Genomic DNA, 26698 nt, shown 5'->3' with positions numbered 1-26698 from the left:
GATCGTTAAGGCGGCGCTCATGCACGCTGATCAACCGATCCTGTTCTTCGATTCCGGCGTTGGCGGGCTATCGATCGTCGCGCCTGTCCGGATGGCGATGCCGCAGGCACGCTTCGTCTACGCCGCCGACAGCGCCGGCTTCCCCTATGGCACGCGCGACGAGGCGGAAATCGCCGCGCGTGTGCCCGCGCTGCTCGGGCGACTCGCCGAACGCTACCGCCCACGATTGATCGTCATCGCGTGCAACACCGCCTCGACGATCGCGCTGGGCGCGGTTCGCGCCGCGCTCGATGTGCCGATCGTCGGCACCGTGCCCGCGATCAAGCCCGCCGCCGAGCGCAGCATGACGCGCACGATCGGCGTGCTCGGCACGGCCGCCACGGTGCGCCAGGCCTATGTCGACGATCTCACCGCGCGTTTCGCCAGCGACTGCCGCGTGATCCGCCACGGCTCGGCCGATCTCGTCACGCTGGCGGAAGCGAAGCTGCGCGGCGAGCCCCTCCCCGCCGGCGCGGTACGCAATGCAATCGCACCGATGCTGGCCGCAGAAGGTGGCGATGCGATCGACACTGTCGTGCTCGCGTGCACTCACTTCCCGCTCCTCGCGGACGAGCTCGCCGACGCTATCCCGCGTCCCGTCACCTTCGTCGATGGCGGTGCTGGAATCGCCCGGCGAGTCGCTTATCTCACCGCCGGGCAGGCGTTCGTGCGGGACCAGCCCGATGCCGCGGTCTTCACCGGTGCGATTGGCGACGGATTGCCGATCGCGCTGCAACGCTACGGCTTCGAGACGATCGAGCAGTGGTGACGCGCGGACCCCAGTGAGGGAAGCGATCACCGAAAGTGCCCGAATCCGCTGGAAACCGCGCGTCGGGGGGTTTATGCGCCTCGACCATGTCTATCGAGACCATTGCCGCCAAGCCGGTCGATTACACCCGCGCCTTCTCGCAGGCGATCGACCGCCTCCACGCCGAGGGCCGCTATCGCGTCTTCATCGATATCCTGCGCAACAAGGGTGCGTACCCCAGCGCACGCTGCTTTGCCGGGCACAACGGGCCAAAGCCGATCACGGTGTGGTGCTCGAACGATTATCTCGCGATGGGCCAGCACCCCAAGGTGATCGCGGCGATGGAAGAGGCGCTGCATGATGTCGGCGCCGGGTCGGGCGGCACGCGCAACATCGGCGGCAACACCCATTACCACGTCGATCTGGAGGGCGAACTTGCCGACCTGCACAGCAAGGAAGGCGCGCTGCTCTTCACCTCGGGCTATGTCTCGAACGAAGCGACGCTGGCGACGCTCGCCAAGGTGCTGCCGGGCTGCATCATCTATTCTGACGAACTCAATCACGCCTCGATGATCGCCGGCATCCGCAATGCGGGCTGCGAAAAGCGCGTCTTCCGCCACAACGATCTCGCGCATCTCGAGGAACTGCTCGCCGCCGACGATCCCGCGACGCCCAAGCTGATCGCGTTCGAAAGCGTCTATTCGATGGAGGGCGACGTCGCCCCGATCGCCGCGATCTGCGACCTCGCGGACAAGTACAATGCGCTGACCTATCTCGACGAGGTCCATGCCGTCGGCATGTACGGCCCGCGCGGCGGCGGCATTTCGGAGCGCGAGGGGCTCGCGGACCGGCTGACGATCATCGAAGGCACGCTCGGCAAGGCATTCGGCGTCATGGGCGGCTATATCGCTGCCGACCGTACGATCATCGACGTGATCCGCAGCTACGCGCCGGGCTTCATCTTCACCACCAGCCTGTCACCAGTGCTCGTCGCCGGCGTGCTTGCGAGCGTGCGCCATCTCAAGGCCTCGTCGGTCGAGCGCGAGGGCCAGCAGGCCGCCGCCGCACGGCTCAAGACGATCATGGCCGATGCCGGGCTGCCGGTGATGCTGGGCGACACGCACATCGTGCCGGTGATGGTCGGCGATCCGGTGAAGGCGAAGAAGATCAGCGACGTGCTGCTCGCCGAATACGGCATCTACGTCCAGCCGATCAATTACCCGACCGTCCCCCGCGGCACCGAGCGCCTGCGCTTCACCCCCGGCCCCGCGCACAGCGAAGCGATGATGCAGGAACTGACGAACGCGCTGGCCGAGATCTGGGACCGTCTGGAGCTGCGCAAGGCGGCGTGAGGGCCGGCAGCCCGCGGTAAAGTCCCCGATCGCCCCACCCCCACCGTTCGTGTCGAGTAGGGTTCGAGCGTAGCCGAGAACCCGTATCGAGACAGGCTCGCCCCACAACCCTCCCTCGATACGCCATCTCGACGTAGCTCGATGGCTACTCGGGACGAACGGCGGGAGAAACAGCAACGAGGAGAAGATCATGCACACCGTCGGCGTCATCGGCGCAGGGCAAATGGGCGCCGGAATCGCGCAGGTCTCCGCCCAGGCCGGCTACCGCGTCCTCCTCAGCGACGTCGACAAGGCACGCGCCGAGGCCGGCAAGGCAGGCATCGCCAAGCAGCTCGCCCGCGCGGTCGAAAAGGGCAAACTCGAGCCGCAAGCGCGCGAACAGGCACTCCAACGGATCGAGCCGATCGAAGGCGTAGAGGGCATGTCCGCCTGCGGCCTCGTCATCGAAGCCGCCACCGAGCGCGAAGAGGTAAAGCGAACCATCTTCACCCGTGTCGGCGAAGTGCTCGGCCACCAAGCGGTGCTCGCCTCGAACACCTCATCGATCCCGATCACACGCCTCGCGCAAGCCTCGCCCGATCCCGCACGCTTCATCGGCGTGCATTTTTTCAATCCGGTGCCCGTCATGGGGCTGATCGAGGTAATCCGCGGCCTCGCCACGTCGGACGAAACCGTCGCGACGATCGAAACCTACGCCGCCGCGCTCGGCAAGCAGGTCGTGCGCGCCAACGATGCACCCGGCTTCATCGTCAACCGCGTGCTGATGCCGATGATCAACGAGGCCTGCTTCGCGCTCGGCGAAGGCGTCGCGACGATCCGCGACATCGATCTCGCCTGCCAGCTCGGCCTCAACCACCCGATGGGCCCGCTGACGCTCGCCGACTTCATCGGCCTCGATACGTGTCTCGAAATCACCCGCGTGCTGTTCGAGACTACCGGAGATCCCAAGTTCCGCCCCGCGCCGCTGCTGGTGAAATACGTCGAAGCCGGCTGGTTCGGCCGCAAGACGAAGCGCGGCTTCTACGATTACACGGGCGAGACGCCGATCCCGACGCGGTGAGGATCGTTTAGGGCCCGCTCCAACACAAACCACCGTCATTCCCGCGAACGCCGTCGCGGGAATGACGGATTAGCTGGAGCGGTTTTCTTCACGCCAGAACCGTCAGCCACTCCTCTTCCGGCGCCCGCGGGCTGCGCGTGCGGTTCGCCGGATCGGCCGCATCCTCATAGCCGATCGCCACGCCGCAGAAGAGCATCCGCTCCGCCGGCGTGCCCAGGAACGCCTCGACCGTCTTGGGATACACCGCCCAGCATTCCTGAGGGCACGTCGCGAGCCCCGCCTCGACCGCCAGCAGCATCAGATTCTGTAGGTACATCCCCAGATCCGACCATTGCGGCGGCCCCATCCGCCGATCGACCGTCACGAAATAGGCCGCCGGCGCGCCGAAGAACTGGAAGTTGCGCGCGAACCACATCGCGCGTGCGCGCTTGTCATCGCGCGGGATGCCGAGATGGCCGTACATGATCTCGCCGATCTGCTGCGTGCGCGCCTTGGTCGCATCGGTCATCTCGCGCGGATAGATGTCGTAGCCGGGCGTCTCTGTCTCGCGCCGCTCGATCTTGCCGCGCATGATCGCCTTCAGCTCGTCGAGCTTCGCGCCCGTCACGATGTCGATATGCCACGGCTGGATATTGCCGCCGGTCGCCGCGCGCGCCGACTTCAGCGCGAGCGCTTTCAGCACCTCCAGCGGCACCTCTTTGTCGAGGAACCCGCGCACGGAGCGCCGCTCGATCACTGCGTCGGATACGTTCATTCGCCTCTCCACTCTTGCCGAGCGCGTGAAATCGCGCCACATGAGGCGCCGGGATAACATCTGTTATGGAGAGTCGAAAGATGGCCGAGGCGTATATCGTCGAAGCGGTTCGCACGGCCGGCGGCCGTCGCGGGGGCAAGCTCGCTGGCGTGCATCCGGTGGATCTGGCGGCAGCCGTGCTGGACGCCGTGATCGAGCGGTCGGGGATTCCCGGCGACGCGGTGGAAGACGTGGTGATGGGCTGCGTCAGCCAGGGCGGCGAGCAGGCCGGCCAGGTCGGCCGCAACGCGGTGCTCGCATCGAAGAAGCTCGCGCAGTCGACTCCAGCGGTAACGATCGATCGCCAGTGCGGCTCGTCGCAGCAGGCGATCCAGTTCGCCGCGCAGGCGGTGATGTCGGGCACGCAGGACGTCGTGATCGCGGCCGGCGTCGAGAGCATGACGCGCGTGCCGATGGGCTCGACCTACAAGCTGTTCTACGATGCCGGGCTCGGCAAGAACAAGTCGCCTGGGCTCGAGGAGAAGTTTCCGGGCATCAACTTCAACCAGTTCGCTGGTGCCGAGATGATCGCCAAGAAGTACGGCTTCACGCGCGAGCAGCTCGACGAATTTTCGCTGAACTCGCATCGCAAGGCAGTTGCCGCGACGCAGGGTGGCAAGTTCAAGGACGAGATCGTGCCGGTCGCGATCGAAGGCGCCGAGGGCGCGGACCATCACACCAGCGACGAAGGCATCCGCTACGATGCCTCGGCCGAGGGCATGGCCGGCGTCAAGAAGCTGTCCGAGGAAGGCGTGCTGACTGCGGCATCGTCGAGCCAGATCTGCGACGGCGCCAGCGCGGTGCTGATCGTCAGCAAGGAAGCGCTCGAGAAGTACAATCTCAAGCCGCTGGCGAAGATCGTCAACCTCACCGTCACCGCGGGTGATCCGGTGATCATGCTCGAAGAGCCGCTGTTCGCGACCGACAAGGCGCTGAAGAAGGCCGGCCTCACGATCGACGATATCGATCTGTACGAAGTGAACGAAGCGTTCGCCTCGGTGCCGGTCGCCTGGCTGCACCACACCGGCGCGAAGGCGGAGAAGCTCAACGTCAACGGCGGCGCGATCGCGCTTGGCCACCCGCTCGGCGCCTCGGGCACCAAGCTGATGGCGACGCTCGTCCACGAGCTCAAGCGCCGCGGCGGCCGCTATGGCCTGCAGACGATGTGCGAAGGCGGCGGTGTCGCCAACGTCACGATCATCGAGAATTGCGACTGGCAGGGCGAGACCGCCCAAGCGGCGGAATAACAAACACCGTTCGTGTCGAGCGCAGTCGAGACACCGTTCGAGCGACGCCGGGGCTTTGCGCCTCGGCGTCGCCTGGTACGGTCCCTCGACGTTCCTCGGGACGAGCGGTCAGGGAGACTGATTACATGAAGCTCGACAACACCATTTCCGCCGTCATCACCGGCGGCGCTTCCGGCCTCGGCGCCGCGACCGCGCGCCTGCTCGCCTCGAAGGGCGTCAAGGTTGCGATCTTCGACCTTCAGGAAGAGAAGGGCGAAGCGATCGCGCAGGAGCTCGGCGGCGTCTACTGCAAGGTGAACGTCACCGACGAGGCATCGGTCGACGCCGGTTTCGCCAAGGCGCGCGAAGCGATCGGTCAGGAGCGTATCCTGGTGAATTGCGCCGGCACCGGCAATGCGGTGAAGACCGCGAGCCGCAGCCGCGAAGACGGTTCGATCAAGCACTTCCCGCTCGAGGCGTTCAACTGGATCATCCAGATCAACCTCGTCGGCACGTTCCGCTGCATCGCCAAGTCGGCGGCCGGCATGATGACGCTGCCGCCGCTCGAAGACGGTGATCGCGGCGCGATCGTCAACACCGCGTCGGTGGCGGCAGAGGACGGCCAGATCGGTCAGGCCGCCTATTCCGCGTCGAAGGGCGGCGTCGTCGGCATGACCCTGCCGATCGCGCGCGACCTGATGAGCGAGAACATTCGCGTCAACACGATCCTGCCGGGCATCTTCAACACCCCGCTGCTCGCCGCCGCGCCGCAGAACGTGAAGGACGCGCTATCCGCGTCGGTCCCGTTCCCCAAGCGCCTCGGCAACCCCGAGGAATATGCCGCGCTCGCCACGCTGATGATCGAGAACGGTTATTTCAACGGCGAGGACGTCCGCCTCGACGGCGCAATCCGGATGGCGCCCCGGTGAGCCGCAGGGCGGCGGCGCGCATGCTGCGCGCCGACTCGCCCAAGGCCGGCCAGCGCCGCGCACGGCGCGGCGTCTGACGTCACGGGACTTGTTCCCGTGACGGCCTTCACAGCTAAATGCCGTTCCCCGGCGAAGGCCGAGGCCCAGGTGCGAGCCGATCGTAGCTGGGTCCCGGCCTTCGCCGGGGAACCTCGTTTCAGGAACACACCAGATGCCCCGCCCCGCCCCCTGGCGCCTCGATCCCGCCTCTTACCCAAAGCACGAGACCAAGCAGACCCGCTTCCAGGACCTCGACACGATGGGCCATCTCAACAACGTCGCCTTCGCGTCGCTGTTCGAGGACGCGCGCGTGCGGATGAATCAGCAGCTCGGCCGCGTGCATCGCGGCAAGATGGCCGAAGGCTCATTCCGTGCCGTCGTGGCGCGCAACGAAATCAATTATCTGGCGGAAGGGAGTTTCCCCGAGGACGTCGAGATCGCGCTCGGGATCGGACGGATCGGCAATCGCAGCTTCGAGATGCTGGCTGCGGCGTTCCAGTCGGGCAAGTGTATCGCGACCTGCGATACCACCATCGTAATGACCGATCCCAAGGATGTCGGCCTGCCGGAGGATTTCGTCGCACGCCTCCATGAAGTGAAGGTCCGCGCGGAGTAGCGCCGCCACCCCGGGCGCAAGGCCCGGGATGGCGGAAGAAGCTCAGATCAACGCTTGCCGCGCAGCGTGCCGAGCGTCGCGAGGCTGAGCACGCCGAGCAGCGCCGCAGTCGCCCATGGACGCTCCTTGGCGAATGCCTTGGCCTTGCCGACCACTTCGGGCTGGCCATCGACGCCCGGTGCGATTGCCTTCTGCACGGCACCCTTCACCTGATCGACCATGCCGCTGGCCTGCATCGAACGATCGTTCGTAGCGGCGCCAGCGGTTTCCTTGATCTTACCGGTGACGTTGTTCAGTTCGCCGGTGATTGCATCGCTCATCATTGATCTCCTGATTGTGGGTTCGGGAGGCTCAACCGATGACCGAGCATTTTGTGCCGCAAGCGCAATCAATCCGCAAAGACGGGCGCGCGCTTCTCCATGTTGGCGCGGACCGCCTCGACCTGATTGGGCGAGCGCATCAGCTTGATCTGCTCGTCGCTCTCGGCTTGGAGCATGGTGGCGGTATCGCCATCGGCCATCAGGTTGATCAGCCGCTTCGACGCCTTCACCGCGTCGGGATTGCGCCCGGCGATTTCGCGCGCCAGCTCGAACGCCGCCGCACGCGGATCGTCCGCCAGCCGCGTGACGAAGCCATAGCGCTCGCCCTGCTCGGCAGTGAATTCGCGCGCGCTATACGTAAGGTCGCGCAACACGTCGTCGCGCGCGATCGTCCGCCACAAGGCAAGCCCGGCCATGTCAGGCACCAGCCCCCAATAGGTCTCGCGGATCGACATGCGCGTCGCCGGATGCGCGATGCGCACGCACGCGCCCGACATGATCTGGAAGCCTCCGCCCAGCGCCACGCCGTGCACCGCCGCAATCACCGGCATCGGCAGCGCGCGCCAGCCCCAGGCGACGTTCTGCGCCGTGTTCGCCATGCCGTGGCTGCGCGATCCTAGATCGTTCCCCGATCCGCCGGCCGCCATCGATGCCATGTCGAGCCCCGCACAGAACGCGCGCCCTTCGCCCGACAGCACCACGACGCGCACGTCGGACATTGCCGCCAGCTGCCCGAACGCCGCGTTGATCCCCGCGAACATCGCCGGATCGAGCGCGTTCATCTTGTCTGCCCGGTTCAGCCTGACATCGGCAATGCCATCGGCCACGGTGATCGTTACGCGCTCTTCCATCCGCCCTCTCCGCAAATTGATACGATCGACTTAGAGGAGGCGAAAAGCCGGATCAATGCTGCTCGTGCCGGGCCGCGCGTGCCGGCGTTGCGCTTCGCCTTCGCTCGTGTAGATCGCGAGGCATGGGGATCAACGACGCGCTCACCGGCATTCCGGGGATGGAACAGATCCGCTTTGGCGGCCACGGCTCGCGGCTCGGCATCGCCTATCACGCGCATGGCGATGATTGGGTCGAGCTGGCGCTGCCCTATGCCACCGACATGATTGGGGACGAGGCGAGCGGCGTCATCGCGTCGGGGCCGATCTTCGCGCTGATGGACATGGCCACCAGTCTTGCGACATGGCGCCGTCTCGGCCGCTTCCTGCCGCACGCCACGCTCGATCTGCGCGTCGATTATCTCCGCCCCGCAAGGCCGGGCCACACGGTAATTGGCCATGGCGAATGCTATGCGCTGAAGCGCTCGATCAGCTTCGTGCGCGGCCAGGCGCATGACGGTGACGCGGCGGACCCGATCGCGCACGTCACCGGCACCTTCATGTTCTTGGACGCCGGCGCATGAAGCTGCCGCCCTATGCCGATCTGCTCGGCGCGACGCTCGAATGGGAAGATGGCCTGCCGGTGCTCGCGATGCCGTTCAGCAGGGACGTGCTCGGCCGCCCCGGCTTCGTTCAGGGCGGCGCGATCACCGGGCTGCTGGAGGTCGCCGCGATCGCCGCGCTTCGCCACCAGCTCGCGGGCGAAGGTGGCGGGCAGATCAAACCGATCAACGTCACCGTCGATTTCATGCGCGGCGGGCGCGAGCGGGTCACCCGCGCTGCCGGCATCGTCACTCGGCTGGGCACGCGCATCGCCAATGTCGAGGCGTCGGCGTGGCAGGACGACCGCGCCAAGCCGATCGCCTCGGCGCGGATGAACTACCTTATCGTGCGGGCGTAAGCCGGATCAGCCGGCCCTGCGACCCCCGCGCACCATCCTCCAGCACATAGATCGCGCCATCCGGCCCCTGCTCCACTTCGCGGATGCGCGCGCCCATGTCCCACTGCCCGCCCTTGCTCGCGCTCGTGCCATTGATATCAACCCGCACCAGCGCCTTCGACGATAGCCCGCCGATGAAGGCATCGCCCTTCCACTGCGGGAATAGGTCGCCCGAATAGATCATCAGCCCGCCCGGCGAGATCACTGGGTTCCACGAGACCTTCGGCGCCTCGAATCCGTCACCCGGCGCATGATCGGGGATCGGCCGCCCATCATAATGGTCGCCGTTGGACACCTTGGGATAGCCATAGTTGCGGCCCGGCTGAACCAGGTTCACCTCGTCGCCGCCCTTGGGCCCCATCTCCTGCTCCCACAGGTTCCCCGCGGAATCGAACGCGATCCCGAGCAGGTTGCGATGGCCATAGCTCCACACCGCGGGATGGAAGCCCTTCGCCGCCAGCGGGTTGCCCGGCGCCGGCTTGCCGTCGAGCGTCAGCCGCAGCACCTTGCCGAGCGTTGCCTTGGGGTCCTGTGCCGGATCGAACTTCTGCCGCTCGCCATTGGTGAAGAACAGGAACTGGCCGTCAGGCGAAAACGCGATCCGTCCGGAGTAATGCCCGTCTCCCTCGACGAACGGCGTCGCGCGGAACAGCACTTCGACCTGCCCCAGCTTCTCCGCACCCGCGGCACCCTCGATCACGCCGCGCGCCAAGGCGACGCCCTTGCCGCCCGCGCCAGCTTCCGACCAGCTCAAATACACCCGCTTGGATGTCGTGAAGTCCGGCGCCGGCACGACGTCCATCAGGCCGCCCTGCCCCGCCGAATCGACCGGCAGCGTCGCGATCGTCGCCCGGCTCTTTCCGTCCGCCGTCACCAGCAGTAAGCGCCCGTCTTTCTCGGTCACCAGCATCCGGCGATCGGGCATGAACGTCATCGCCCAGGGCGCGTCGAAATCGGCGATCACGGTCTCGGCGAATGGTTTGGCGTTCGCTGCCGCGGACGGCGCCGCCTGCGGCTCGGCGGAACAGGCGGTGGCGACGACAAGGCCGACGGCAAAAAGGCTGCGATGGATCACGAGAACTCCCGAAAGATGGCCTTACCTATACCGCTGACCGCCGCGCCGGTTCCAGTCGTTACGGCTCTGGACGCGCCGGATCGTTCGCCCACAGTCCCGGTGTCGCCAGTTCGAGCACATGGCCGTCGGGATCGTTGAAATACAGGCTTCGCCCACCCGCAGGCCACGTCACCTCATGCGTTACGACAACATCGCTCGCGCCGAGATGCGTCCGCCACGGCTCGTATGCATCGGCAGCGATCGCAAACGCCATGTGCAGCGGCCCGTGCCCATCGTGCCCCGGGATAGTGCCGCCACGCGTCGTGACATCGTCGGTCGATTGCCCGCGCGCAAACACCAGCAGCACGCCGCCATGCCCCGCGTCGAATGCCGTCAGCCGCTCACTCTCGATCATCGCGCTCAGCCCCAGCACGTCGCCGAAAAAGCGCACCGATCGCGCCATGTCATCGACGTACAGCGCCGTCTCGAGCAGGCCCGAAACGCGCGGGCGACTCACCGCCCGACCGCGGTATAGGCAAAGCCGATACGCTCGGCCTCGGCGCGCTCGTAGATGTTGCGCAGGTCGACCAGCACTGGTGCGGTCATGATCGATTTCAGCCGGCTCAGATCGAGCGCGCGGAACGCATCCCACTCGGTCACGATCACCACCGCATCGGCGCCCTCGGCCGCCTCATACGGGCTCGCGCAATAGGTCAGCGAAGCGGGCATCACTTCCTTCGCCGACTCAGTGCCCTCGGGATCGTACGCTTTCACCGCCACGCCGGCATCGGTCAGTGTCTGGATCACCGCGATCGACGGCGCATCGCGCATGTCGTCGGTGTTGGGCTTGAACGTGAGCCCGAGCACCGCCACGGTCTTGCCGCGCGGATCGCTGCCGAGCGCAGCGAGCACCTTGCGGCCCATCGCCCGCTTGCGCGCGTCGTTCACCTTCACCACCGCTTCGACGACGCGAACCGGCGTGCCGTAATCCTCTGCAGTCTTCAGCAGCGCCAGCGTATCCTTGGGGAAGCACGATCCGCCATAGCCCGGCCCGGCGTGGAGGAACTTGCGCCCGATGCGATTGTCGAGCCCGATGCCGCGCGCGACATCCTGCACGTCCGCGCCGACTGCCTCGCACAGATCCGCCATCTCGTTGATGAACGTGATCTTGGTCGCCAGGAACGCATTCGCGGCATATTTCGTCAGTTCGGACGTGCGCCGGCTGGTGAACAGGATCGGGCTGTCGCCGAGGTATAGCGGGCGATAGATCTCGCGCATCACGTCCTGCGCGCGCGCGTCGTCGGTGCCGATCACGATCCGGTCCGGGCGCTTGAAATCGCCGATTGCCGCGCCTTCGCGCAGGAATTCGGGGTTCGAGACAACCGCAAAGTCGATGTCCGGCCGCGTATCGCGCAGGATCTGCTCGACGCGGTCGCCGGTGCCGACCGGCACGGTCGATTTGGTGACGACCACCAGCGGCCCGGTCGCCGCACGCGCAATCTCCTCGGTCGCTGCATAGACGTAGGAAAGGTCCGCATGCCCGTCACCGCGCCGCGATGGCGTGCCGACCGCAATGAACACCGCATCCGCGCCAGCGACACCCTCGGCAAGATCGGTCGTGAAGGCCAGTCGCGTTGCGGTGACGTTGCTTGCGACAAGCTGCTCTAGCCCCGGCTCGAAGATCGGCATCCGCCCCGCGTGCAGAGCATCGATCTTGCGCACGTCCTTATCGACGCAGGTCACCGCATGGCCGAAGTCGGCGAAACAAGCCCCCGACACGAGACCAACATAGCCCGAACCGATCATCGTGATGCGCATGAATATCCCCAGAATAGCGCCGCGTGTCCGGCTACGGTCACGCCTCTACGGCGCACAATCTACGGCGGCAACGAGCGCGAGCGATGTCATTGATCAAGCACGCGCAGATGCGCCGCGCACAAAAGAAAAGGGAGGCCGGCGAACCGACCTCCCCAAACTTTCACCTTCGTGAGCGTCGCTCTTACTGGCCCGAACCCGGACCGTAAGTGACTTCCACGCGACGGTTCTGCACTTCGCGCACACCATCGGCGGTATCGACACGCGGACGGCTCTCGCCGAATGCTTCGGTCGAGATGACCGTGTCCGGGATCGCCTTGGACGTGAGGTAAGCCTTCACGCCATCGGCGCGACGCTGCGACAGACCGACGTTGTAGGTGGCCGCACCCGAGCGATCGGCGTGGCCGGCCAGCATGACCTGTGCGTTGCCGCACGACTGGTACTGCGTGACGGCGTTGTCGAGGATCGACGCTGCTTCCGGCGTGATGTCCGACTTGTCCCACTCGAAGAACACGATGAACGGACCCGGCGAGCAGACCACCTCAGGCGGCGGCGGCGGCGGAGGCGGGGGAGGAGGCGGCGGCGGCGGCGGCGGCGGAGGAGGCGGTGCAGCCGGCTCGCCGAAGTTGTAGGTCACGCCGCCCAGGATGCTGTGCGAACGGAACCGGCCGTCGAAGCCACGGTTCAGGAAGTCGACCAATTCGACCTTGTCGGCGTTGAAGAAGCGATACTTCAGCGAAACGTCGATGTTGTCGGTGATCGGCGCACGAACGCCTGCAATCCCCTGCCACGCGAACACGGTGTCCGAGTCGTTCAGGAAGCTGCCACGCTGGTTCAGCGCAACACGGCTCTTGACCCGCGCAACACCGGCACCACCGCCGACGAAGCCCTGGATGCCGTCATCGTCGCCGAAGTCGAGCATACCGTTGATCATGAAGCTCAGCGCCGTCGAGCGGCCGCCAGCAAGATCATACGTGCCCGACGGCGCGGTGACCGTTGCCGTACCGTTGTTGACTGGCGTGCCCAGGTTCGACGTGTAGGCATCGACATCAGCCGACTTGTAAGCGACTTCGGCTTCGAGGCGGAAGCCACCGAAGTCGTAGCCCACGATGCCGTCAGCATCGTAGCCATAATCGTGATCGACCGTGGCGGTCCCGTTCGGTGCGCCAACGCGCGAGATGTCGTACGAAATATCTTCAACGATCATCCCGCCGAACTCGGCGCCCACATACCATGCGCCATCACGGGCGAGGGCAGGTGAGGCGAGGGCGGTGGAGGCGAGCGCCAAAACTACGGCAAGCTTCCGCATATTAATCCCCTTTCAATTGTGTCACTACGGACAACGCAAACCCACTACCCAATGGTTGGTTTCCGCGCAAGAAAACAAATAGCCAGAACTGTTGCACAAGTGACACACTACTCAGGTAGCGATCAAGCCGTGCAACCGCAGTGCTGACAGGATTTCGTCCAGCGCGTTCCGTGCTTCGATATCGATCGTAGCGCCGCCGATCGGGTTTGCAACTGCCGTTCCACGCGCGGAGACGACTCGCTCACCGTTAACGAATAGGCCGCTCGCCTGCACCGCGCCGATCGACCACGTCGTCCCGTCGAAGCGCGCCGCCAACCCGTCACTCATCAGCCACACCGCCATCCCGGCGCGCGGCGCGACGAACCGCCAGCCACCTGCCGTCCAGCCCGCCAACGCGTCGGCGTGGCCGGCCCATAATCCCACCGGATCCGGCCCGACGATCCAGCAGTCCCCCAGTGCCGGATCGCTCGGCGGCGCATCGATCCCGATCGCCACCACCGCCGCCTGAACCGCAAGGTCGAGCAGCGCCAGCGCTTCATTATGATCGAGTTCCTTCTGCGCCTGCCCGGCTTGCAGCAGCGGTAATCGCAGCCGCGCGGTCTGTTCCTCGCTCATCATTGCTCTCCTTCAGATCGTGATCACGGCCGCGTCGGAAGCGCCGTTGGTTCCGAGTTGCCGCACCGCGACCGCAACCGGCATGTCGGCCAGCTCGGCGCTCGCCAGGAACAAGGCGGGCACCACCGTCTCAAGCGTCTCCACGCTGCCCGACAGGCGAGTGATCGCCACGCGATACGCCTCGCGCTCTTCGCCGAGCGCCGCATCCGCCCCGTCGCGCCAGCGCCAGTCGATCCGGCTGCGGCGCCGCCAGCGCAGGTGCAGCCCCTCGTCGGATAGCGCCGCTGTCACGCGCACCGGCGCCGGCGGCAGGATCGAGGCGCCACTCAGCACCAGCTCCGCCTCGACCGGCACGACATCCCCCACCCCCGCCGCCGACACCAGGATCCGCCCGCCCACGGCGGCATCCACCGCAAGCGCCACAGCCGAATCCTCATCGATCAACAGAAACCGCGCCCCCGCCCCGATCGCGCCGGAACCCGTCCCCCGCCGCCCGCGCCACAGCGCGCGCAGCCGCCAGTCCGCGCCACCCAGATGTTCCGCGACGCCGAACTGCAGCAGCTCGCCCCCAACCAGCGCCAGGTTGGTTCCGCGATCGAGCGCCCCCGCATCGGCATTGGCGAGCGTCATCCCGGCATGCGCCAGCGTCACGTCGATCGTCGCCCGCCGATCGATCAGCGTCGCCGGCCCGGCCGCGACCGCTGCCGTCACGATCCCGACCACCCCCGGCGCCGCAGTCGCACCCGCCGCACTCCACGACGCGCCATCGTCGAGGCTGTACTGCAGCGCCGCGCGCCGCCACCCGGCGCTCGCCCCAGCCGCCACGATCGTCACCCGCGGCATCGTCAACGCCGCGTCGCCGAGCGGCGGCGTCTCGAACACATGCAGGATCGTCGCCCCCGCCGGCGCATCGGGCGCGCGCAGCACCCGCCCGGCGCTCGCAACCGTCACCAACGGCGCAGGCACCAGCGCCACCAGATCGAGCATCACCGCATGCCGCTCGATCGCCACCGCGGTCACGCGCCAGGCGCCACCGCCGTCCCCGGCGATCGAAACGACATCCCCCGGAACCACGTCGATCCACGCCACGTCTCCCGACACGCGCCGCGTCATCCGCTCGGTCTCGGCGCGCGCCAGCATCCGCTCCGCCACCGCCTTCGCCTCCGCCGCCGACAGCGCCACCGGCAGCTCGACGCTCAGCGCCGCGCCCGCCGCCCCCGGCCGCACCGCGCGCTGCACGCCTACCTGCCAGTCGCGCGCGGGATCATGATGCGCCACCGCGATCGACGTCGGCGCGCTTCCGCTCGGCGCAATCCGCCGCGCCCGCCCCTCGTCGACGATCGTCCGTCCAACCCCCGCCCCACCGCGCATCGCCAGCCCGCCGGCGACCGGGGCGAACCACGCCCCCGCAATCTCCGCCAGCGCCTCCACCACTCCGCGCGCCCCATCGCCATAGGCCGAGAAGCCATCGACCAACATCGCCGGCCCGTCCCCAACGATCGCCCCGCCGCCGATCGCCCGCGCAATCTCGCCCGCGCTCACCGGTGCTTCATCCGCAATCACCTCGAACGTCAGCGACGGGATACGATTGCCGAAAGCCGCCAGCGGCAAATCCTCGAACACCGCATAGGCGATCCCGCGATGCGCCGGCGTCGCGCCCAGCCCCTCGACGCTCGCCATCAGCGGATCGGGCGCCTGATCCTCGCCGCCGCGATGCAGCCGAAACCCGGTCGTCACCTTCCAGTCGCCCGCCACCCCGCGCAGCGGATTGCCGTCCGCCCAGATCCGCCCGACATCGACGATTCTCCGCGTCGACAGCGCCACCGCGAACGACGCCGAATAGCTGTAGCTGGTGACGCTCGGCTGCCCCTTGCCGCCGCCCGCCCGCGCGCGATGCTCGATCAGATCGGTCGCCCAGATCACTTGCCCCGCCACGCGCATCCGCCCGAACAGCTGTGGAATCTGCCGGCCATAGCTCGACGTCTGCACCGCCAGCTCGGTCAGCCGCGGGCCTTGCCTGCCTCGGGGCCGAAGCACCGCGCGGTCCACCGTCTGCCCGATCACCGCCCCCAAGGCAGCGCCCACCGGCCCGCCGATCAACCCGCCGACGGACGTCAACACTAACGTCGCCATCAGTCTTCTCCCACCCGCCACGCCGCCAGCACGGGCCACGGCACCTCCGAACCCCAGCTTCACGGCCAGCACCGCCAGCAACAGCGCCGCCACCCACTCGCCGTGCCAGTCCGTCGAGCGCACGCTTCAGCGCCGCATCCACCTCCGCGCGCGTCGGCGCCTTGGCCGGCCTGATCCTGCCTGCACCCTTGTCGCTCCCGGCGCGCCGCAACAGCAGCTCCGACGCAAGGTGCAGATCTTCGCGACCATAGCTGCGCCGCTCCACCGCGCCCGTGTCTTCACCGTCCGCGACAACCGCGTCATCTCCCAGGCCGCTTTCCATCGTCTTGAGCGCATGGCTGAGCAGCGCCGACTGAAGCCGATCATAGCCGTTCACCAGCGCCGCATCCCACGCCGCCGCGAACGGGCCATGCTCCGCGCGCCAGCGATAGCAGGTCGCCACCGTTCTCCCCGCCGCGCGTGCCGCCAGCACCACGCTGCACGTTTCGTTCACCGCCCGCAGGAACGCCGTCCGCCGGCTCGCGGTGGTACGGCTAGTGCCCGCCGGCTTCGCCCCAGCCGCAGGCTTGCCGCCCACACCCTGTTCCATCGCCCTCTCCCCCGATCGTTTCCGCCAGCGGGGCGGCGCATGACCATCACAAAGCCACCGTCGTCATGCCGGGCTCGTCCCGGCATCCACGACGCAGCAAGCGCTCAGGCCAACGGACACGCGGAACCGTGGATGCCGGGACAAGCCCGGCATGACGATCGAAGATTCGACGCTTATCCCAGCACCCGAACCAGCCCGGCCGCCCCCGCCGCCCTGCCCGCCCCCACAAGCCCCAAACGCCAACGAGCCGGGAACGACAGGGCACCACCCCCGCGCTCACCGGCCCGTCAGCCATCGAAACGGCGCCACCCCGCGCCCGCACCATCTCGATGTTCCTGTTTTGTACACAAACAGCGTCACGCTGTCAAGCGCAAACGCTTGCCTCGCGCGCGCCGCCGCGCGATGCAGCACGCCGATAAGGGAGGGGCGGCATGCCACATTATGATGTCGTGATCGTCGGCGCGGGCCATGGCGGCGCGCAGGCCGCGATCGCGCTGCGCCAGGCGAAGTTCGATGGCACCATAGCGGTGATCGGAGCCGAGCCCGAGCTGCCGTACGAACGCCCGCCGCTCTCGAAGGATTATCTCGCCGGCGACAAGACCTTCGATCGTATCCTGATCCGCCCCGCCGCCTTCTGGCAGGAACGCGGCGTCGAAATGCTGCTCGGCCACGAAGTCACTGCGCTCGATCCCGCCGCGCACACCGTCACCACCGCCGCCGGCGAGACGATCGGCTACCGGCACCTCATCTGGGCCGCCGGCGGCCACGCGCGCCGCATCTCATGCGCCGGCAACGACCTGATCGGCGTCCACACCGTACGCACCCGCGCCGACGCCGATCGCATGATGAACGAGCTTGCCCACGTCACCCAGGCGGTCGTCATCGGCGGCGGCTATATCGGGCTCGAGGCCGCCGCCGTCCTCGCCAAGTTCGACAAACGCGTCGTCCTGCTCGAAGCGCTCCCCCGCGTCCTCGCGCGCGTCGCCGGCGAGCCGCTGTCGCGCTTCTACGAGGCCGAGCACCGCGCGCACGGCGTCGACATCCGCCTCGGCGTCGCAGTCGACAGCATCCTGGGAGACGGCACGAAAGTCACCGGCGTCCGCCTCGCCGATGGCGAGATCGTGCCCGCGCAAATGGTGATCGTCGGCATCGGCATCGTCCCCGCGGTCGCACCGCTGCTCGCCGCCGGCGCGGTGGGCGGCAACGGCGTCATGGTCGACGAACAGTGCCGCACCACGCTCCTCGACGTGTTCGCGATCGGCGATTGCGCGCTCCACGCCAACAAATTCGCCGACGGCGCCGACATCCGCCTCGAATCGGTCCAGAACGCCAACGATCAGGCCAATGTCGTCGCCAAGACGATCACCGGCCAGCCCGCCGCGTACCACGCCATCCCCTGGTTCTGGTCGAACCAATATGATCTCAAGCTGCAGACCGTCGGGCTCTCAACGGGCCACGACGCCGCGATCCTGCGCGGCGACCCGGCAACGCGCAGCTTCTCGTTGATCTATCTGAAGCAAGGCCGCGTGATCGCGCTCGATTGCGTCAACGCGATCAAGGATTACGTCCAGGGCCGCAAGCTGGTCGAACAGGGCGCCCAGATCGACCCCGCGCGCCTCGCGGATGCGACCGTGTCGCTGAAGGAATTTGTCGCCGCCTAGCTCGCGGAAGTGGCCCGCCGGGGGGAGACCTGAGCGCGAAAAACAACGCCCGCTCACGCTCAATTACGGCCGTTCCGGCATCGTCTTCTTAATCATTCTTCGAATAGGAAACTGGTGCCGTTAGGGGGGAGTCGTCACCGTGGAGCGAATGATCCGCACCTGCCGATCGTTGTTGGCGATTCAAGAGCGGATAGCGGGCGCGCGCGGGAATGTTTCCGCCATTCTGGATATCGTGATTGCGGAGGTGCCACTGGCTTTCCCGCAAGCTGCGGGCGCGGTGGTCAAGCTCTTGGAGGGCAACGATCTACGATATGCTGCCGCCAGTGGACCCGCCACGGTATTGCTGGGTCTATCGGTGCCGCTTCACGAAAGCTTCGCAAGTGCCTGTCTACAAAGCCGCGGGCCCTCCCGCTGCGACGATACCGAGGCTGAGCCGCATCCTCATCGCGAGGAAAGCCGCCGCTTCGGTGTGCGATCGATGGTCGCCGTTCCGTTGCTGGTCGGCGATACTGCCCAAGGCGTGCTCATGATTTACTCGAACGCCCCGGGAGCGTTCGACGACAAAGACGTGCTGTTAACGTGTTTGGTTGCGTCGCCGATTTCGTACGGGCTCTCGATCGCGGCCGCGCAGGAAGCCAATCGGCGATTTCAGGCCACGTTCGAACAGGCTGCGGTCGGGATCGCTCATGTCTCACCGCAAGGCGATTTCTTGCGCGCGAACAAGCGCTTCTGCGCGATCACCGGCCGTGATGGAGATGACCTTCTCTCCGGCGGTTTCCAGAGGATCACCCATCCGGACGACCTCCAAGCCGATCTGCAGGAAGTCCAAAACCTGTTGGCCGGACGAACGCAGCAATATTCGATGGAAAAGCGCTATTTGCGTCCGCAAGGTGGAGTGGTCTGGATAAATCTTACCGTCTCGCTGGTGCACTTGCCGAGTGGCGAGCCAGAGTTCTTCGTCGCGGTGATCGAGGATATTTCGGATCGGAAGGCTGCCGAGCAGCTCGCCGCCTATGATCCGCTCACCGGGCTACCCAACCGACGCCGCATTGAAGCGATGCTGGACGAGGCGCTGGACAAACCGCACGGTGACGATCTTCCGACGGTGATCGCCTTTCTTGACCTCGACAACTTCAAGTCGGTGAACGATACGCTCGGCCATTCCGAGGGGGATCGTTGCCTGATTGCCGTTGCGGAGACGTTGCAGCGGCAGGTCCGGCGAGGTGATGTCGTCGGCCGTATCGGAGGCGACGAGTTCGTTGTCATAATGAAAGGCTCGCGTGACGATGCTGCCGCCTTGCTGGCGCGGTTAGAGAAACAAGTGCGGAAGCTGGGCATGAAGCACGATTGGCAAATCGGGTTGAGCGCAGGTGCGATCGCCGTCGAACCTGGCACGATCCTTTCGCGTGAGCGTTTGCTCCATTGTGCCGACGTCCTGATGTATTCAGCGAAACACTCTTGGAAAGCAGCGCGGCGGACTGGAGACAGTGCCGTAGATCGCGTCTTTCCAATCCAGGACGCTCGCGACATCCTCAGCAGCGATCTCCCCGGGGGAACCCCGCCTGCGCTTCGGGCCGCCTGACGGCGGGCTACCGGCTAATTCGCCTTTCCAGCAAAGCTCCCGCCGGCCACCACCCCTTCGCCATCGCCCCCCGTTCGGCTAAGCCACGCCGCATGACTCAAGCCGAACCCCAGCCCCGCACCGGCGGCCGCATCCTCGTCGATCAGCTCGTGGCGCAGGGCTGCGACCGGATCTTCACCGTGCCCGGCGAAAGCTTCCTCGCCGTGCTCGACGCGCTCGTCGATACGCCCGCGATCGACGTCGTCACGTGCCGCCAGGAAGGCGGCGTCGCGTTCATGGCCTGCGCCGATGGCACGCTCACGCACCGCCCCGGCATCGCCTTCGTCACGCGCGGCCCCGGCGCCACCAACGCGTCGATCGGCGTCCATGTGGCCCGCCAAGATTCGCAGCCGATGATCCTCTTCATCGGCGATGTCGATCGCGGCACCCGCGATCGCGAGGCGTTCCAGGAAATCGACTTCGCCGCGATGTTCGCCCCGCTCGCCAAATGGGCCGCGCGGATCGACGATGCGCGCCGCATCCCCGAATATGTCGCGCGCGCCTACGCCGTCGCGATGAACGGCCGCCCCGGCCCGGTCGTCCTCGCACTGCCCGAGGACATGCTGCTCGACGAAGTCGTGGCGATCGATCGCCCGCGCGTCGAACGCGTCGGCCAGGCGCCCGATCCGCAAGCGATGGAGCAGCTCGCCGATCTCCTCGCCACCGCGGAAACCCCCGTCGCGATCGTCGGCGGCGCTGGCTGGGATGCGGCTGCGGGGCAGGATATCGCCGCCTGGGCCGATCGCGCGCGCGTGCCGCTCGTCGCCGCCTTCCGCCGCCAGGATGCCGTGCCCAACGATTGCCCGGCCTATGCCGGCAACCTCGGCTACGGCCCCAACCCAGCGCTCGTCGCGCGCGTGAAGGCGGCCGATCTGCTGCTGGTGATCGGCGCGCGATTGGGCGAGGCGACCACCGACGGCTATACGCTGATCACTCCGGAACACCCCGGTCAGCGCCTGATCCACGTTCACCCCGATCCGGCCGAACTGGGCATGACGTACCGCACCGATCTCGCGGTCTGCGCCACGATGGCCGAATTCGCCGAGGCGCTGGCGCTGGTAGACGGCCCCGCGCACCCGCACGATCTCGAGGCGCACGATGCGTACCACGCCTGGTCGACCCCCAAGGCGCGCGAGGGCGTCGCAATGGATCTCGGCCCCTGCGTCACCGCAATGCGCGCCGCGCTGCCCAAGGACACGATCATCTGCAACGGCGCCGGAAACTTCTCGGGCTGGTGGCATCGCTACTGGCCCTATGCCGGCCCCGGCACACAGCTCGCGCCGACCGCCGGCGCGATGGGCTATGGCGTCCCCGCCGCGGTCGCCGCGTCGCTCCGCCGCCCCGGCCGGATGGTCGTGGCATTGGCGGGCGACGGCGATTTCCTGATGAACGGCCAGGAACTCGCAACGGCCATCCAGCACGGCTGCGATCTGCTCGTGATCGTCGTCGACAATGGCGCCTACGGCACGATCCGCATGCACCAGGAACGCGAATTCCCCGACCGCCCCTCCGCGACGAAGCTGTTCAACCCCGATTTCGCGTTACTGGCGCGAGCCTACGGCGCCTGGTCCGAAACGATCGACCGCACCGAAGACTTCGCCCCCGCCCTCGCCCGCGCGATGGCCGAGGAGGGCGTCCGCCTGCTGCACCTCAAGACCGACGTCGAACAGATCACCGCCGGCACGACACTGAATGCGGTGCGCGGCTCGGCCAGCCGCTAGTTCACGCCGTCATGCCGGGCTTGTCCCGGCATCCACCGCGCGTCGCCTCCCACCGGCCGAAGAACAAGCGGCCACGTGGATGCCGGGACGAGCCCGGCATGACGAAGCGGCTCACTTCCCCGCCAATTTATCCCGCAGCCCCGCAAACGCCCCCAGCGGCTTGGCATCCTCCTCGGCGATCACCCCCGCCGCCGCCAGCGCCGCCGCGGCGTTCGGCCCGCGCACGAACGGGTCGATCGACAGCGCCAGCGTCTCCGCCGCCGCCTCGCCCAGATCGATCGCGCCATTCTCGATCGGCAGCACGTCGATCGCATCCTCGTCGAGCTCGATCTCCTCGCCCTCGGTCGGATCGTCGACGAACCGCAGCCGCGCCTCCTCGTCGATCGAGGCATCCAGCGGCTCGTCAGTGATCGAGCAGGCCTGCGTCGCCACCGCGATCACGCGCCCCTCGAGCGCGACGCCGCTCTCGCTCCGCTGCAGCGTGAACCGCCCCTCGAGCCGCTCGATCGCGATCAACCCGAAGCGCCGCGCCAGCGCCACCCGCTCGGCCGCGTCCGCCGTCACCGTCACCACCTTCGGCTCTGTCCCGATCGTGTCGACCCGCACAGGGCGCGAGAATTCGGGCGGCATCATACGAGCCGCCCCGTACGCAACTCCGCCATCGACAGCGCGTCGAGGCCGCGCCGGAACGCCAGCAGCGCCGCGCCGACATGCGCCAGCGCGTCTGCCGGCGGCGCCTCGCCGCGCCACAGGTTGCGCACCAGCGGCTCGGACAGGTCGCCCGCCGCCACGCCCTCGCGATACGCGCCGAGCCGCCCGCCCAGCATCCCCATCATCCGCCCGACATGCTTGCCCACGATCATGTCGCCGAACCCGATCTGCCGCACCTGCGCGTCCATGTCGTCGACGAACCGCTCGGTCAGCTCGGCCGATAGCGCCAGGCCCTCGGCGTCGGTCTCCAGCCGCATCTGAACCATCGCCAGCACCGCGGCGACCATGTCGAACCGCCCGTCGAGCGTATCGGGCACCCCGCCGTCGAGATACCAGTGCGGCTGGCGCGCGCGCGCTACCACCGCATCGTACAGCGGCGCCGCCGCATCGCGGTCGCGCCGGCGGAACAGGTCGAGAAGGGCCAAGGTCGCTGAATCCTGTCGCGCTTGTGTCGGGTGTCGCGCGGGCATATTGAGGGGAACGGCCCCCAGCGCAACGGCGCGCGGCGTGGCCTGTGATTTTTGCCCCTGCCGTTTCGCGGAGTAACCATGCGTTTTCCCCTCCTGCTCGCCGCCGCGGCGCTTGGCGTTGCGGCATCGGCCTGCGCCCCGCTCAAGTCGCACCAGGGCTATATCGTCGATGCCGATCTGCTGAACGCGATCCAGCCGGGCGTCGACAATCGCCAGTCGGTCGCCGCCACGCTCGGCCAGCCGAGCTTCGCCAGCCAGTTCAACCAGGGCGATTGGTATTACATCTCGCGCGATAGCCGGAACTACGCCTTCAACACCCCCAAGGCGCGTGAGCAGCTGACGGTGCAGATCAGCTTCGACGCCGCCGGCAACGTCGCCGCGATCCGCAAGTCCGGCGTCGAGCAGGTCGCCTCGATCAGCCCCGACAAGCGCACCACCCCCACGCTCGGCCGCGAGCGCGGCTTCTTCCAGGATCTGTTCGGCAACATCGGCACGGTCGGCGCGGCCGGCGCGGGCGCCGGCGGTGCTGGCGGCGGCGGCCGTCCGTAAGCGCTTCCCCAACCGTTCGTGCTGAGGAAGCATTTAGCCGGTCGAGATGCCGCCTCGAAGCACAGGCTCATGCCCACAGACCCCGTTCCCGACCAATAACGCCCCCGTCATGATCCTTTCGCTTGGCTGACAGACACATTCCCGCGCCATTCAGACGAATCATGCGATTTGAACCTCCATGGCGCGGCGACACATATGCCGCTGCGCCCAATGGATGGAGGTTTTACGATCATGCGTAAGTTGATCATTACCGCTTTGATGGCCGCAGTGGCGCTGCCGGGCGTCGCAAGTGCGCAGTCGCAGGGCGAGCTGCGCCGCGACCGGCAGGATATCCGCGAGGAGCGCCGCGAGCTGCGCGATGCGCGCCAGCGCGGCGACCGTCGCGATATCCGCGACGAGCGCGGTGACCTGCGCGAGGCGCGGCAGGAATATCGCGAGGACCGCCGCGATCGCTTCCAGGATCGCAACGGCTACCAGAACCGCAACGGGTTCAACGATCGCAACCGCAACTGGGGTCGCAACGACTGGCAGGGCTATCGCAACCAGAATCGCGCGCTCTACGCCCGCGGCAACTGGCGCGCACCGTTCCGCTACAACAATTTCCGCGTCGGCGGCCGGATCGGCCCGCAGTTCTACGGTCAGCGGTACTGGATCAACGATCCGTGGCGCTATCGCCTGCCGGCCGCGCGCGTGAATTCGCGCTGGGTGCGCCACTATAACGACGTGGTGCTCGTCGATTACCGCCGCGGCATCGTCCTCAACACGATCCGCAACTTCTACTGGTAAGCGGCGCGCCTGAGTAAAACGGGAAGGCCGGGCGAGCGATTGCCCGGCCTTTTCTGTGTGGAGTGTCAAGCTTCCCGCTCGAAAGCCCTCACCCTTCCGCCACGCAATGCGCGTCTTCCTCCCTCTCCCGCCGGGAGAGGGAAGGGGCCCGCCGCCGCAGGCGGTGGGAAGGGTGAGGGCGATGCCGTCCCACTGCTCTTGAAACATCCAAGATCGGCCGCGCCACAAACTACGCCGCGGCGCGGCCGGTGCCAGGCTTGGGTTCCGGCACTAGTCCCGAAAGGGGAAAAGGGACTGATCCCGCAACGCGCATCCCCCGCTTTGGTTCGACCCGAGCGCACAGCTTCTGACGCCAGACAACAATAATGCTCCCGTTCGTGCTGACGAGGCATTGAGCCTGTCGAAATGCCGTCTCGAAGCACTGCAGTCGCGGCACCATCCCCCGCCGCCTACCGCACCGTAAACGTGACCCGATCGACCGTCCGCCCGCTCAAATCGACCAGCGCAAGCTCATGCTTCCCCGGCCCCGCGCGCAACAACGGCGCCGCCTCCACCGCCCCCAGATCGCGCGCATCCAGCCGCAGCCGATGCGCCGCCACCGCGCCGCTCACGTCCACCGCCAGCCGTTGGCGATCGGGCGGAATATCGGGATCGAGCGCATAGACGCTCCCGCTCACTGGTGATGATATCCGCGGCCGCCGCGCGCTCGCCGGCGCCGCCGCGATCCGCGTCATCCCCGTGCCCGCGAGGAAATACTCGCGCCGCGGCAATTCGCGCGCACCCGCAAACGACACGCGCTGCGCCTCCACCTCTGCCGGCTTAGCAGCCGCCGGCAACGCCCCGCGCCGCTCAAGCGCCAGCATCACGTCGCGCCACACCGGCGCCGCGCCGCTCGTGCCCGACACCGCCCGCATCGAATCGCCCTCGACGTTGCCCACCCACACCGCCACCGTGAAGCGCCGCGAATAGCCGACGCACCAATTGTCGCGCATCGCCTTTGACGTCCCCGTCTTCACCGCCGCCCAGAACGGCAGCCGCAGCGCCGAATCCATCCCGAACGTCCCCGCGCGCGCCGCCGGATCGGCCAGCATGTCGCCGACGATCCACGCCGCCGCCGGGCCGGTGACCGCCCTTGCCGCAACGCGCGGCGCGTCGAGCGTCAGCCGCAACGGAGACCAACGCCCGCCGTTCGCCAGCGCGCGATACGCATCGGCCTGCTCGCCCAGCGTCACCTCGGCGGAGCCCAGCGCCAGGCTGAACCCGTAGTATCCGCCATCCTCGACCAGCCCGCGATAGCCCATGTCCCACAGCCGATCGCGAAACGCGTCGGTCCCCACCAGCAGCAGCGCGCGCACCGCGGGCACGTTGAGCGACGCCGCCAGCGCCACCCGCGCCGACACCGGCCCCTTGAACGCATGATCGTAATTCTGCGGCACATAGAGGCCGGACGCGGTATCGAGCTGCACCGGTGAATCATCGAGGATCGACGCCGCCGTCAGATACCGTCGCTCGATCGCCTGCGCGTACAGGAACGGCTTCAGCGTCGATCCCGCCTGGCGATACGCCGCCGCCGCATCGACCGAGGCCGCGGTCGAATGGCCCCCAATCCCGCCGACATAGGCCAGCACGTCGCCGCTGGCATTATCGACCACGATTACCGCGCCATCGCGCGCGCGCGTCGCGCCCAGCCCGAGCAATTGCCGCCGCAGCGCCCCCGCCGCCAGCCGCTGCACGCCGATGTCGAGCGTGCTGCGCACGGTGAGCCCCGCCTTCGTCAGCAGCCGGTCGGACAGATGCGGCGCCAGCCCCGGATCGAGCGCCAGGCTCCGCGCCGGCCCGAGCATCGTCGCCGCCAGCGCCGGAAACCGCGCGCAACGCTCGCCCGCGATCGCACACGCCCGCCGCGCCACCGCTGCCGCGCTCGCCTGCGGGTTCGGCAGCAGCGCCGCGAGCAGCAGCGCATCGTCGCGCGACAGGCTCGCGGGCGTCTTGCCGAACAGCCCCAGCGCCGCCGCCCCGATCCCCTGCGCCTCGCCACGAAACCCGGCGAGATTCAGATACGCCTCGAGCTGCTGGTCCTTGCTCCACCGCTCATCGAGCGCCGCGCCAGCGCGCATCTGCCGCACCTTGTCACGCCACCCCCGCGCGCCCGGCTGCGCCAGCACCGGCGACAAAAACCCCGCGAGCTGCATCGCGATCGTGCTCGCCCCGCGCCCACGCTCGCCAGCGATCCGATCCTGCGCCGAGCCCGCCAGCGCGATCCAGTCGACCCCGCCATGCAAGGCAAACCGCCGATCCTCCGCCGCGACGATCGTCGCGCGCACGACCGGCGCGACTTGGCTCAGCGGCGTCCACGCCAATCGCCGCGCCGCAAAATCGACCCGCGACGAATCGAGCAGCCGCCCATTGCGATCGTACAGCCAAGCCTCCGACGGCCGCCACGTCGCACGCACCTGCGCATAAGCCAGCAACGGCGGCGGCCGCGTAAGCCAGTCCGCCAGCGCAAAGAGCGCAGCAAGCGCGAGGATCGCGACGACCGCCACCCTCGCGCCCTTAGTCATCCCGCGCTCGACCCGAGCAGGATGGACGCCCGTCACGTGCCACCCGTCATGCCGGTCTCGTGCCGGCATCCACCCCTCACAGCATCCAGCAGCCGCAGGTGACGCGGCACCGTGGATGCCGGGACGAGCCCGGCATGACGGCGTGGCTCAACAC

General features: G+C 67.6%; 25 protein-coding genes. 13 read left to right on the top strand and 12 right to left on the bottom strand.

Annotation, left to right across the window (positions count from 1 at the left end; translation table 11 throughout):
- Positions 1 to 19: 19 nt before the first annotated feature.
- The 3 genes from murI to LLW23_RS10295 all read left to right on the top strand — a co-directional run bounded on the left by murI (position 20) and on the right by LLW23_RS10295 (position 3199).
- Positions 20 to 808, top strand: coding sequence for a glutamate racemase (gene murI, locus LLW23_RS10305; RefSeq protein ID WP_228945232.1), 789 nt, complete (start codon positions 20 to 22; stop codon positions 806 to 808).
- 86 nt (positions 809 to 894) lie between these two features.
- On the top strand, positions 895 to 2139 hold the full coding sequence (gene hemA, locus LLW23_RS10300; protein WP_228945230.1) for a 5-aminolevulinate synthase: 1245 nt from the start codon (positions 895 to 897) through the stop codon (positions 2137 to 2139).
- A gap of 190 nt (positions 2140 to 2329) precedes the next feature.
- Positions 2330 to 3199 carry a 3-hydroxybutyryl-CoA dehydrogenase gene (locus LLW23_RS10295; protein WP_228945228.1) on the top strand — a complete coding sequence of 290 codons (870 nt, stop codon included), beginning with the start codon at positions 2330 to 2332 and terminating at the stop codon, positions 3197 to 3199.
- Positions 3200 to 3287: 88 nt separating this feature from the next.
- On the opposite strand, the gene LLW23_RS10290 is transcribed toward LLW23_RS10295, so the two are convergent.
- Entirely contained in the window at positions 3288 to 3953 is a 666-nt protein-coding gene (locus tag LLW23_RS10290; protein WP_228945226.1) for a nitroreductase, read from the bottom strand.
- Positions 3954 to 4033: 80 nt separating this feature from the next.
- On the opposite strand from LLW23_RS10290, the gene LLW23_RS10285 reads away from it, so the two are divergent.
- From LLW23_RS10285 to LLW23_RS10275, 3 genes are all read left to right on the top strand, one after another.
- Entirely contained in the window at positions 4034 to 5239 is a 1206-nt protein-coding gene (locus tag LLW23_RS10285; RefSeq protein ID WP_228945224.1) for an acetyl-CoA C-acetyltransferase, read from the top strand.
- A gap of 125 nt (positions 5240 to 5364) precedes the next feature.
- The gene (locus LLW23_RS10280; protein WP_228945222.1) at positions 5365 to 6147 is read left to right on the top strand and encodes an SDR family NAD(P)-dependent oxidoreductase; all 783 of its coding nucleotides are present in this window, start codon (positions 5365 to 5367) and stop codon (positions 6145 to 6147) included.
- A gap of 211 nt (positions 6148 to 6358) precedes the next feature.
- The gene (locus tag LLW23_RS10275; protein ID WP_228945220.1) at positions 6359 to 6802 is read left to right on the top strand and encodes an acyl-CoA thioesterase; all 444 of its coding nucleotides are present in this window, start codon (positions 6359 to 6361) and stop codon (positions 6800 to 6802) included.
- 47 nt (positions 6803 to 6849) lie between these two features.
- Here LLW23_RS10275 and LLW23_RS10270 read toward each other — a convergent pair whose 3' ends face one another.
- The gene (locus LLW23_RS10270; protein WP_228945218.1) at positions 6850 to 7125 is read right to left on the bottom strand and encodes a CsbD family protein; all 276 of its coding nucleotides are present in this window, start codon (positions 7123 to 7125) and stop codon (positions 6850 to 6852) included.
- 65 nt (positions 7126 to 7190) lie between these two features.
- The gene (locus tag LLW23_RS10265; protein WP_228945216.1) at positions 7191 to 7973 is read right to left on the bottom strand and encodes a crotonase/enoyl-CoA hydratase family protein; all 783 of its coding nucleotides are present in this window, start codon (positions 7971 to 7973) and stop codon (positions 7191 to 7193) included.
- Positions 7974 to 8095: 122 nt separating this feature from the next.
- On the opposite strand from LLW23_RS10265, the gene LLW23_RS10260 reads away from it, so the two are divergent.
- Both LLW23_RS10260 and LLW23_RS10255 read left to right on the top strand, forming a co-directional pair.
- Positions 8096 to 8533 carry a PaaI family thioesterase gene (locus LLW23_RS10260; RefSeq protein ID WP_228945214.1) on the top strand — a complete coding sequence of 146 codons (438 nt, stop codon included), beginning with the start codon at positions 8096 to 8098 and terminating at the stop codon, positions 8531 to 8533.
- The gene (locus LLW23_RS10255) at positions 8530 to 8910 is read left to right on the top strand and encodes a PaaI family thioesterase (protein ID WP_228945212.1); all 381 of its coding nucleotides are present in this window, start codon (positions 8530 to 8532) and stop codon (positions 8908 to 8910) included. Before LLW23_RS10260 ends, LLW23_RS10255 begins: the two co-directional genes overlap by 4 nt.
- Here LLW23_RS10255 and LLW23_RS10250 read toward each other — a convergent pair.
- From LLW23_RS10250 to LLW23_RS10225, 6 genes are all read right to left on the bottom strand, one after another.
- A complete protein-coding gene (locus LLW23_RS10250; RefSeq protein ID WP_228945210.1) occupies positions 8894 to 10024 on the bottom strand; it encodes a PQQ-dependent sugar dehydrogenase in 1131 nt (376 codons plus the stop codon). The genes LLW23_RS10255 and LLW23_RS10250 overlap by 17 nt on opposite strands.
- Before the next feature lie 58 nt (positions 10025 to 10082).
- Positions 10083 to 10520, bottom strand: coding sequence for a VOC family protein (locus LLW23_RS10245; RefSeq protein WP_228945209.1), 438 nt, complete (start codon positions 10518 to 10520; stop codon positions 10083 to 10085).
- A complete protein-coding gene (locus LLW23_RS10240; protein WP_228945207.1) occupies positions 10517 to 11821 on the bottom strand; it encodes a UDP-glucose dehydrogenase family protein in 1305 nt (434 codons plus the stop codon). The genes LLW23_RS10245 and LLW23_RS10240 overlap by 4 nt, the downstream gene beginning before the upstream one ends.
- Before the next feature lie 181 nt (positions 11822 to 12002).
- Complete coding sequence (locus tag LLW23_RS10235; RefSeq protein ID WP_228945206.1) at positions 12003 to 13127, bottom strand: OmpA family protein; 1125 nt, start codon at positions 13125 to 13127, stop codon at positions 12003 to 12005.
- A 111-nt stretch (positions 13128 to 13238) separates the two neighbouring features.
- Positions 13239 to 13745, bottom strand: coding sequence for a DUF2793 domain-containing protein (locus tag LLW23_RS10230; protein ID WP_333473761.1), 507 nt, complete (start codon positions 13743 to 13745; stop codon positions 13239 to 13241).
- Positions 13746 to 13754: 9 nt separating this feature from the next.
- On the bottom strand, positions 13755 to 15875 hold the full coding sequence (locus LLW23_RS10225; protein WP_456299979.1) for a phage tail protein: 2121 nt from the start codon (positions 15873 to 15875) through the stop codon (positions 13755 to 13757).
- 1020 nt (positions 15876 to 16895) lie between these two features.
- Between LLW23_RS10225 and LLW23_RS10220 the strand changes: the two genes are divergently transcribed.
- The 3 genes from LLW23_RS10220 to LLW23_RS10210 all read left to right on the top strand — a co-directional run bounded on the left by LLW23_RS10220 (position 16896) and on the right by LLW23_RS10210 (position 21467).
- Positions 16896 to 18125 carry an NAD(P)/FAD-dependent oxidoreductase gene (locus LLW23_RS10220; protein WP_228945202.1) on the top strand — a complete coding sequence of 410 codons (1230 nt, stop codon included), beginning with the start codon at positions 16896 to 16898 and terminating at the stop codon, positions 18123 to 18125.
- A 148-nt stretch (positions 18126 to 18273) separates the two neighbouring features.
- Entirely contained in the window at positions 18274 to 19707 is a 1434-nt protein-coding gene (locus LLW23_RS10215) for a GGDEF domain-containing protein (protein ID WP_228948537.1), read from the top strand.
- A gap of 92 nt (positions 19708 to 19799) precedes the next feature.
- A complete protein-coding gene (locus LLW23_RS10210; RefSeq protein WP_228945200.1) occupies positions 19800 to 21467 on the top strand; it encodes a thiamine pyrophosphate-binding protein in 1668 nt (555 codons plus the stop codon).
- Positions 21468 to 21578: 111 nt separating this feature from the next.
- Here the strand turns inward: LLW23_RS10210 and LLW23_RS10205 are convergent, their stop codons facing one another.
- Positions 21579 to 22100: a YceD family protein gene (locus LLW23_RS10205; protein WP_228945198.1), complete on the bottom strand. Its 522-nt coding sequence runs from the start codon at positions 22098 to 22100 to the stop codon at positions 21579 to 21581.
- On the bottom strand, positions 22097 to 22603 hold the full coding sequence (locus LLW23_RS10200; RefSeq protein ID WP_228945197.1) for a ubiquinol-cytochrome C chaperone family protein: 507 nt from the start codon (positions 22601 to 22603) through the stop codon (positions 22097 to 22099). Before LLW23_RS10200 ends, LLW23_RS10205 begins: the two co-directional genes overlap by 4 nt.
- Positions 22604 to 22726: 123 nt before the next feature.
- On the opposite strand from LLW23_RS10200, the gene LLW23_RS10195 reads away from it, so the two are divergent.
- On the top strand, positions 22727 to 23197 hold the full coding sequence (locus LLW23_RS10195) for an outer membrane protein assembly factor BamE (RefSeq protein WP_228945195.1): 471 nt from the start codon (positions 22727 to 22729) through the stop codon (positions 23195 to 23197).
- A gap of 231 nt (positions 23198 to 23428) precedes the next feature.
- A complete protein-coding gene (locus tag LLW23_RS10190) occupies positions 23429 to 23983 on the top strand; it encodes an RcnB family protein (RefSeq protein ID WP_228945193.1) in 555 nt (184 codons plus the stop codon).
- Positions 23984 to 24432: 449 nt separating this feature from the next.
- Here LLW23_RS10190 and pbpC read toward each other — a convergent pair whose 3' ends face one another.
- Positions 24433 to 26544, bottom strand: coding sequence for a penicillin-binding protein 1C (gene pbpC, locus LLW23_RS10185; protein ID WP_228948536.1), 2112 nt, complete (start codon positions 26542 to 26544; stop codon positions 24433 to 24435).
- Positions 26545 to 26698 lie beyond the last annotated feature (154 nt).

It is taken from the genome of Sphingomonas radiodurans, assembly GCF_020866845.1.
GTDB classification, from domain to species: Bacteria; Pseudomonadota; Alphaproteobacteria; order Sphingomonadales; family Sphingomonadaceae; genus Sphingomonas; species Sphingomonas radiodurans.
This window is presented reverse-complemented; position numbering and strand designations above follow the sequence as displayed.